At 73.7% G+C, this 6,632-nt stretch carries 7 protein-coding genes; 4 read left to right on the forward strand and 3 right to left on the reverse strand.

Annotated elements, in window-relative coordinates:
• Both J0670_RS26080 and J0670_RS26085 read left to right on the forward strand, forming a co-directional pair.
• On the forward strand, window positions 1-1,278 hold a 1,278-nt coding region (locus tag J0670_RS26080), incomplete at its 5' end, for an alpha/beta fold hydrolase (RefSeq protein WP_207814112.1).
• A gap of 130 nt (window positions 1,279-1,408) precedes the next feature.
• Window positions 1,409-2,059 (forward strand): MOSC domain-containing protein, encoded by a 651-nt coding sequence (locus tag J0670_RS26085; RefSeq protein WP_207814113.1) that lies wholly within the window; start codon window positions 1,409-1,411, stop codon window positions 2,057-2,059.
• Between the two features lie 2 nt (window positions 2,060-2,061).
• Here the strand turns inward: J0670_RS26085 and J0670_RS26090 are convergent, their stop codons facing one another.
• Together J0670_RS26090 and J0670_RS26095 are read right to left on the reverse strand one after the other, a co-directional pair.
• Window positions 2,062-2,622, reverse strand: a complete 561-nt coding sequence (locus tag J0670_RS26090) for a hypothetical protein (protein ID WP_207814114.1) — start codon at window positions 2,620-2,622, stop codon at window positions 2,062-2,064.
• On the reverse strand, window positions 2,610-3,755 hold the full coding sequence (locus J0670_RS26095; RefSeq protein ID WP_207814115.1) for a serine hydrolase: 1,146 nt from the start codon (window positions 3,753-3,755) through the stop codon (window positions 2,610-2,612). The genes J0670_RS26090 and J0670_RS26095 overlap by 13 nt, the downstream gene beginning before the upstream one ends.
• Window positions 3,756-3,977: 222 nt before the next feature.
• Here J0670_RS26095 and J0670_RS26100 point away from each other — a divergent pair, with 222 nt between their 5' ends.
• Together J0670_RS26100 and J0670_RS26105 are read left to right on the forward strand one after the other, a co-directional pair.
• Window positions 3,978-4,154 (forward strand): hypothetical protein, encoded by a 177-nt coding sequence (locus J0670_RS26100; RefSeq protein ID WP_207814116.1) that lies wholly within the window; start codon window positions 3,978-3,980, stop codon window positions 4,152-4,154.
• A gap of 533 nt (window positions 4,155-4,687) precedes the next feature.
• Window positions 4,688-6,073 carry a pyridoxal-phosphate dependent enzyme gene (locus tag J0670_RS26105; RefSeq protein WP_307806695.1) on the forward strand — a complete coding sequence of 462 codons (1,386 nt, stop codon included), beginning with the start codon at window positions 4,688-4,690 and terminating at the stop codon, window positions 6,071-6,073.
• Here J0670_RS26105 and J0670_RS26110 read toward each other — a convergent pair.
• The coding region (locus J0670_RS26110) for a TetR/AcrR family transcriptional regulator (protein ID WP_207814117.1) at window positions 6,070-6,632 on the reverse strand (563 nt) is incomplete at its 5' end. The two genes, J0670_RS26105 and J0670_RS26110, sit on opposite strands and share 4 nt — an antisense overlap.

Below are 6,632 nucleotides of genomic sequence, written 5' to 3' on the forward strand. Positions count from 1 at the left end.
GGCGGCGGACTCACCGGCCAGGCCCCCTGCCCGGACGCGCCCGGCTTCGCCTGCGGCACCCTCACCGTGCCGCTCGACCACAGCGGCGCCACCCCCGGCACCCTGCGGCTCAACGTGGCCGTGGCCGGGAACACCGACGCGCCCAAGGGCGACCTGCTCTTCCTCACCGGCGGCCCCGGCCAGCCCGGAGTGCCGTTCGTCAAGCGGATCGCGAGCAAGCTGGAGCCCGTTCTGAAGGACTACCGCCTGGTCATGTACGACCAGCGCGGCACCGGCGGCACCGCGCTGCAGTGCGCGGGCCTCCAGCAGGACATGGGCTCCTCCGACCTCGCCGTGCCCCGCCCGCAGTCCGTCGCCGACTGCGCCGCCGCCCTCGGCCCGGACGCCCGCTTCTACAGCACCGCCGACACCGTCGCCGACATGGACCTGCTGCGCCAGGCCCTCGGCGACCACCGGCTGACCATCGACGGGGTCTCGTACGGCACCTTCGTCGCCGAGCGGTACGCGCTCGCCCACCCGGCGCACGTGGCCCGGCTGGTGCTCGACTCGGTGGTGCCGCAGCAGGGCTACGACCCCCTCGACCTGGCTGCGCTTCCCGCCACCGCCCGCGTGCTGCGGGCCGCCTGCCAGACCACCGGCTGCACCACCGACCCGGCCACGGACCTCGCCACCGTCGTCCAGCACTACGGCGACGGGGCGCAGATCCTGGACGCGCTCACCAGCTACGAGTTCACCGACCCGAACTACGGGGGCGTCGCCGAGGCCCTGCACGAGGCCGCCGCCGGACAGCCGGCCAAGCTCCAGGCCTTCATCGAGACCGTCCACCAGGGCGATGCCGCCCCGGCCGAGGCGCTCAGCCAGGGCCTGCACGCCGCCACCCTGTGCGCCGACGGGCACTACCCGTGGGGCACCACCGACACCCCGGTCCAGGGCCGGGAGGCCGCGCTGGAGCGCACCCGGCAGCGGCTGACCGCCGAACAGACCTGGCCGTACGACCCGGCGACCGCGACCGGGCTGGGCAGCCTGCTGGTCTGCCGCGACTGGCCGCGCGAGGAGGTCCCGCCGACCCCGCCCGCGCACCGCAGGCTGCCCGACGTGCCGGTGCTGCTGCTCGGCGGCGACCGCGACCTCTCCACGCCGTACGAATGGCTGTACCGGGAGGCGAAGCTGGCCCACGACCCCGAGATCGTGATCGTCCCCGGCGCCGCGCACTCGGTGCAGAACCGAGCGGCCAACCCGGCCGGGCGCCAGGCGGTCTACGACTTCCTGCTGAAGTGACGATCGGGGCGGGGCCCGTTCCGCACGCGGGAGGGAACGGCCCCGCCCGGTCGGAGCCAGTGCTCCGGCCGCACGGGTTCGCCGGGGAAATGAGCCGCCCCGGCGCGCTGAGGGCCGTACCGTCGCTCCCATGAGACTGCTCTCCGTCAATGTCGGCAAGCCCCGGCCCAACCCGTGGAAGCGGCTCGGCGCGACGGGCATCGACAAGCGGCCCGTCGACGGCCCGGTCTCCGTCGTCGTCCCCGGCCCCAAGGGCACCGGTGAGGTCGGACTCGTGGGCGACCGCGTCTACGACGTGAAGAACCACGGCGGCTTCGACCAGGCCGTCTACGCGTACGCCCGCGAGGACCTCGACTGGTGGGAGGCCGAGCTCGGCAGGCCGCTCGCCGAAGGCGTCTTCGGGGAGAACCTCACGACCCTCGGCGTCGACGTCAACGACGCCCTGATCGGCGAGCGCTGGCGCATCGGGCCCGAGGTGGTCCTGGAGGTGTCGTGCGCACGGATCCCGTGCGGGACGTTCCAGGGGTGGCTGGAACACGACGGCCTGATCAAGCAGTTCACCCGGGCCGCGCGGCCCGGGGCCTATCTGCGGGTGATCGAGCCGGGCGACATCCGGGCCGGTGACCCGGTCGAGATCGTGCACCGGCCCGACCACGACGTGACCGTCGCGCTCGTCTTCCGCGCGATGACCCTCGAACCCGACCTGCTGCCCCGGCTGCTGGTCGCCGACGCACTGCCGCAGGAGGGCAAGGACCTGGCCCGCAGGCGTACGGGCGCGTAGTCCTAGACGGCGCCCCAGCCGTCGTCGGGGAGGGCGCCGTCCGGCTCGGGGCAGTCGACGTGGTCGTAGCCCCACAGCACGGCCTTGTACAACAGCCAGTCCTCCAGCGGCGGTTCGTCGTAGCCGATCCGGTCGACGAGGACCAGGGCCACCCGGACCTCCTCGGCCGGCGAGACCTCCAGGGTCCGCTGGCCGGGGACGTTCTCGTACGTCACCGTCTGCCAGGTGAGACCGGCGGCGGACAGTGCGGCGGTCAGGGCGGACTCGTGGACCCGGGTGTCGAGGATCAGCGAACCGCCGCCCGGCCGGGGGAGTTCGAGCTCGCCGTGCCAGACCGGCAGGGACAGCGAACGGAGCTGCCGGCACTGGCAGAAGACCGTCTGCACGTCGCCCCAGCCGAAGGCGTGCGGCCAGCGGGTCTCGCGGTGGACCGGGCCGCCGTCCCACGGATCGCCGTAGTGGGCGGCTAGTTCGGGCAGGGCGGCGTCGTAGCGCAGCTCGCCGAGGCCCGCGTTGGTGGCGAGTTCCGTGATCCGGGCCAGGAAGTCCGTCACCCCAGGCATCCGCGCACCGCCTCGATCAGCCGGTTCGCCCGGGCGTCGCCGTGGCCGATCATCCGGTTCGCGACGTAGGCGAAGCCGACACCGAACTCGTCGTCCCCGAAGGCGAACTGGCCGCCGGCGCCGTCGTTGCCGAAGCTGCGCCCGCCGAGCAGCGGGCGGAAGGCGGGGGAGTCCAGCAGCATTCCGGAGCCCCAGCGGGCGCCCAGGTCGAATCCCAGGAAGCCCGCGCCGGAGGAGAGTTCGCGCACCGCGTCGGTGACGGTGTCGTGCGAGAGCAGGCGGTCGCCGCCGTCCAGGCCGGTGGCCGCGGCCGCGTAGAGGCCCGCGAGGCCGGTGGCGGAGGCGACGGCGCCCGCGCCGGGCAGCTCGATCGCGTGCAGGGCCGGGTCGTTCCAGCCGTGCGGCACGTCCAGGCCGGGGAAGACCAGGGCGCCGTTCATCGTCACGATCCGGGTCAGCAGGTGTTCCGGGCCCGGCATCGGGCGGCGGCCCTCGGCCTCCACCAGCCGGGCCAGGCGCGGGAGTTCGCTCTCCGGCAGGCCGATCCACAGCGGCAGGCCGCCGAGCGGCTCGGCGATCTCCTTGCGCAGGAACGCGCCCGGCGTCAGCCCGGTGATCCGGCGGATCACCTCGCCGACCGCGAAGCCGAGCACATGGCCGTGGTACTCGTACGTGGTGCCCGGCTCCCAGAGCGGCTCCTGCGCCTCGATCGCGCGGATCACCGGATCCCAGGCGGCGACCTCCTCGAAGGAGAGCGCCGCGTCCAGCGCCGGGATGCCCGCCCGGTGGCCGAGGACCATCCGGGTGGTGATGTCCTGCTTGCCGTGGCGCGCGAACTCCGGCCAGTAGCGGGCGATCGGCGCGTCCAGGTCGAGCCGCCCCTGCTGGGCGAGGAGCAGGGCGCTGATGCTCACCGGCCCCTTGGCGCAGGAGAAGACGGGCACGATGGTGTCCTGCGTCCAGGCCCGCCCGGTGGTCTCGTCGGCGGTGCCGCCCCACAGCTCGACCACCTTGCGCCCGCCGACGAACACCGTGACGGCGGAGCCGAGTTCGGGGAACTCGGCGAAGTTGGCGGCGAAGACGTCCGCCACGGCACCGAAGCGCTCGTCGGCCCAACCCTGGTACTGCTGCATGATGTGCTGCCCCGTTCTGCCCTGTTCTGCCCGCAAGATCGACCGAACCACGCTACGGGAGCCGGGCGACCATGACGAGGGGATTTCGCCAGGCCGGGGCTGGCGGGGCAGGTGTGACGGACTCCCCTGCCCACGAGGAGGAAGAAGTAGATGGATCGCGAGGCGCTGACGGCACTTCGGGGGCGGCGATAGGGTGCGAGCGGTAACGAGGAGGGAGAGCGGATGAAGCGGCCGGGGTACGCAATCGCGATAGTGCTCGACATCGTGCTGCTGATCGGGCTGCTCCAGGGCTGGCTGCCCACCAGCTCCGAGGGCTTCCGAAGGTTCCTGATCCTCTTCACCACCCTGGTTCTGACGCTCGCCCTCTACTCCGCGATCCGGCCGAACCGACGCGACTGACGCCGCCGGGCGGCGATGTCGGACGTACTGGCCAGAACGTGAATTCCTCCGACCGGCTCCCGGGGCACTCGGGAGGGTGGTGACGGTTGCGCGTCGCGTCCGGGCGCTCAGTCGAGGGTGGGGCCGAAGAGGGGGGAGGAAGTTGATCATTGCCTCCTCGTACGGGTGGACGGCGCGGACGGCCTTCAGGGCGGCGGCGGCCTGGTGCTGCGCGCAGATGGACTCCACGCGGACTTCCGGGGACGTCTGGACCTCGCCCGCCGTGCCGTCGTAGGGCCGGGCGGCGGGGGCGCCGGCATCGATGGGCTGGTCGAAGGCGAGGGCCTCAGGGCGTGAACAGGCTTCCACGCGCCCGTCTTCACGCCCCGACGCGCGGGCGGGCGCGGCCTCCTCGGCCCGGTTTGACGCCACGTTCGATCCTCGAGCGACGGAGGGCGGGCAACATTGCGGCCGGATGGCGAGAGATGCCTCCGCCGTCTATCGGGTCGCCGACCTGGGCAGACTCGGGCGGACAGTGCTAGCGAAAGGGGCCCATGATGGCCGCAGTCCACGAATCCGTACTTGAGGCGATCGGCGGGACGCCGCTGATCCGCCTCGCCCGGCTCGGCGCCGGGATCGCCGCGCCGATCTACGCCAAGGCCGAGTTCCTCAACATCGGCGGCAGCGTCAAGGACCGCGCCGCGCTCTCGATGGTGCTGGCCGCCGAGCGCGACGGTCTGCTGAAGCCCGGCGGGACGATCGTCGAGGCGACCTCCGGCAACACCGGCATCGGCCTGGCCGTCGTCGGGCGGCAGCGCGGGTACCGGGTGATCGCCGGGGTCGCCGACAAGACGGCGCCCGAGAAGTCGGACATCCTGCGGGCGTACGGCGCGGAGGTCGTGCTCGCGCCGACCGCCGTACCGGCCGAGGACCCGAGGCACCTGTTCAACGTCGTGCAGCGGCTGGCCGAGGAGATCCCCGGTGCCTGGCTCGCCAACCAGTACGACAACCTGGCCAACCCCGACGCCCACATCCGGACCACGGGCCCCGAGATCTGGGAGCAGACCGGCGGCCGGGTGACCCACTTCGTCGCGGGTGTCGGCACCGGCGGCACCATCACCGGCACCGGTACCTACCTCAAGGAGGCCTCCGGCGGCTCAGTGACCGTGATCGGCGCCGACCCGGAGTCCTCCACGTACGGGGGCGGGGACGGCAGCCCGTGGTACGTCGAGAGCATCGGGCACTACCTCCACCCCGACACCGTCGAGGACCGCCAGCCGCAGGCCCTCCGGTCGGAGGTGATCGACTCCTACGAGCGGATCCCGGACCGAGAGTCGCTGCTGACCGCCCGTCGGCTCTCCCGGGAGGAGGGCCTGCTGGCCGGGCCCTCCTCCGGGGCGGCCGTCGCGGCGGCGCTGCGGGTGGCGCGCCGGCTCGGGCCGGACGACCTGGTCGTGGTCGTGCTGCCGGACTCCGGGCGCTCCTACCTCTCCAAGGTGCACAGCGACGCGTGGATGCGGGCGTGGGGCTTCCTGGAGGAGGGCGACACCGTCCGGCCGCTGCTCGACGCCACCGGGCCGTTGGTCGTGGTCGAGGCCGGCTCGACGGTCGCCGAGGCGCTGGAGGTGCTGCGCGGAGCGCCGGGCGGCCTCGCCCCGGTCGTCCTCGCCCGGGCGGCGCGCCCGTTCGGGGTGGCCGCCACCGAGGTGGTCGGCTCGGTGTCCTGGAGTGCGCTGACGGCGGCGCTCTCGGACGGCGCCGCCAAGCCGGACGACCCGGTGGCCGCGCTGCTCGAGCCCGCGCTGCCGACGGTCGGCGTCGGGCAGTCGGCGGCCGAGGCGCGGGCGGCGCTGGGGGCGTCGGGGGAGGAGCGTGAGGCCGTGCTGGTGCTGGTGGACGGCCGGGTGGCCGGGGTGCTGACCCGGGAGGTGCTGCGCTAGTCCTCCTGCGCGGGCGCCAGGATGGCGAGGATGACCCGGTCCAGGGTGCGGTCGAAGGCCCGGTCCGGGTCGGCGGGCGGGCCGGAGGTGGCGAAGGCCCGGGCCAGGTTCGGGTAGTCGCCGCTCATCGCCGCCTGGGCGAGGTAACCGACCAGCTCCGCCTGCCACTTGGCGCCCGCGGCGGCCGTCTGCTCGTACTGCGCGAACTGGCAGATGAAGCCGTTGAACATGGCCATCGCCTCCATCCGCGCGCCGCCGCCCAAGCCGGTGGGGGCGGTGACGGCCAGGAAGTGGTCGGTGTAGCGCAGGGCGTTGGGGCCGAGGCTCGGGCGGGCCAGCACCAGGGTGGGCAGCCAGGGGTGGCGGCGGAAGATGGCGAGCTGCGCGTGCGCGAGGTCGACGAGGTCGGCCCGGACGTCGCCGCTCGGCTCGGGCGGCAGCCGGTACTCGGCGGCGGTCGCGTCGAGCATCAGGTCGAGCAGGTGCTCCTTCTTGGGCACGTAGTTGTAGAGCGACATGGTGCCCGCGCCGAGCGCGGCGGCGACCCGGCGCATGGAGA

Source organism: Streptomyces sp. FH025 (genome assembly GCF_017427025.1).
Taxonomy (GTDB): domain Bacteria; phylum Actinomycetota; class Actinomycetes; order Streptomycetales; family Streptomycetaceae; genus Kitasatospora.

Bases quoted from the DNA above. Each gene is read 5' to 3' on its own strand.
- J0670_RS26105 (WP_307806695.1), top strand. From the start codon at position 4,688: ATGATGGCCGCAGTCCACGAATCCGTACTTGAGGCGATCGGCGGGACG.
- J0670_RS26100 (WP_207814116.1), top strand. From the start codon at position 3,978: ATGAAGCGGCCGGGGTACGCAATCGCGATAGTGCTCGACATCGTGCTG.
- J0670_RS26090 (WP_207814114.1), bottom strand. From the start codon at position 2,622: ATGCCTGGGGTGACGGACTTCCTGGCCCGGATCACGGAACTCGCCACC.
- J0670_RS26095 (WP_207814115.1), bottom strand. From the start codon at position 3,755: ATGCAGCAGTACCAGGGTTGGGCCGACGAGCGCTTCGGTGCCGTGGCG.
- J0670_RS26085 (WP_207814113.1), top strand. From the start codon at position 1,409: ATGAGACTGCTCTCCGTCAATGTCGGCAAGCCCCGGCCCAACCCGTGG.